Source organism: Nocardioides cremeus (assembly GCF_030518195.1).
Lineage (GTDB): Bacteria > Actinomycetota > Actinomycetes > Propionibacteriales > Nocardioidaceae > Nocardioides > Nocardioides cremeus.
Map to the genome: position 1 here is coordinate 1 of NZ_JAULSC010000058.1, position 1,501 is coordinate 1,501.

The 1,501-nt window shown below is 64.5% G+C and carries 1 protein-coding gene; it reads right to left on the reverse strand.

Translation table 11 applies throughout. The features are described 5' to 3' along the window. Positions 1–31: 31 nt before the first annotated feature. Positions 32–1,501 (reverse strand): tyrosine-type recombinase/integrase (locus tag QWJ41_RS20705; protein WP_302710362.1); only part of this gene is annotated, 1,470 nt, incomplete at its 5' end.

Below are 1,501 nucleotides of genomic sequence, written 5' to 3' on the forward strand. Positions count from 1 at the left end.
ACTTATGCAGGTGATCGTGTCAAGGCCCGTGTCATGACGCGTCGTGGTCGAGGCGCTCGAGGAGGCCGTCGAAGATCTTCTGTCTAGCGACTTGGCCCTTGCTCTGGGCGTCGTCGCGTTGGGCTTGCAGCGTGGGTCGGAACTCGATGGTGGTGACGAAGAAGGTGCAGGACTCGCAGATCGACTCGAAGTGGCAGTCGGTCTCGACGGGTCGGGCGCAGTGGCCGTTGCCGAGCATGCGGCGGTGCATCTCGCCGCGTAGTTTCCGCATCTCGCTGCCTTCGTCGTCGGATTCGAGTCGCCGGGGTTGGTCGTAGAGGGCTTCGACTTTCTCGGTGACGTTGAAGTACTCCTCAGCGACGGTCTTGTCGGCGATCCGGGCGTAGATCATTGTCATGGCGAGGGTCTTGTGTCCGAGCAGGGCTGCGATGGCATCGATGCTCATGCCGCGGTTGATCGCTTGGGTGGCCAGGGTGTGGCGGAGCTGATGGGCTGTGACGTGGCCGATGCCGGCTTCGTGGGACAGCCTGCTCAAGGCGGTCGATACCCGAAGGCTGCTGACGGGTCGGTTGTTCTCCAGCAGGAGTCGCTGGGACCGTAGCCCTGTCGGCCGGTGGTTCGTGATCCAGTCGTCGAGCATCTCCTTGAGCTGGGGGTGCAACGGGATGTAGCGGTCGTTGTGGAGCTTCCCAACCGGGATCCGCAGCCAGAACGCTGACCCGATCTGGACGACGGCGTCGACGTTCAGGGCGAGGAGCTCGCCCTTGCGGATCCCGGTACGGGCGAGGAGTTCAACGATGAGCCGCGACAGCGGGTCGGGATCAGCTCGGCTGGTGCGCATCAGCTTCGCGGCCGCGGCGTCATCGAGGAAGCGGGGCAACGGCTTGTCGATGATCGGGAGGTCCCCGGTGAAGAGCAGTGGCCGTTGTGGAGGATTGGGGTAACCCCACTCGGTGATCCGGTCGAAGAAGCAGTGCAGGTTGATCAGCCGGTTCTTGATCGTGACTCGCTTCAGCGGCTTGCCGGTGTAGCGACCGTGCCGTGCCCCGAGCCAGAGCTTGTAGTCCTCGATGTGGCTACGTGTCAGGTCGGCGCAGGTGGCGACGTCGGGCCGGTTCATTCCGATCCAGGTCCCGAACTCGCGCAGAGCCTGGTCTATGCCGTGGATCGTGTTCGGGCTCAGTGACAGCTCGACTTGGGCGATGTAGCGGCGCGCGGCGTCGGCGAACTCCTCTGGCGCATCGCTCCAACCGGTCATGGTGACCGGCGCCTTGGCGACCTGTCGCTTGGGCTGGGTCAGTTGACCGTCGTGGAACAGCGTGAGCCGCAAGCGGGTGAAGATCGCCGACATGTTCCGTCCCGAGCTGGACATCCCGCGCCGGGCATAGGCGGTGACGATCTCGTCGCGTGCGGTGGCGAAGTCGTGATCGGTGAGCCGCTGTGGTGCGACCCCGGTGACGGCCGTGGCCTTCATCAGCGCATTCCACTGCAAGCTGACGTC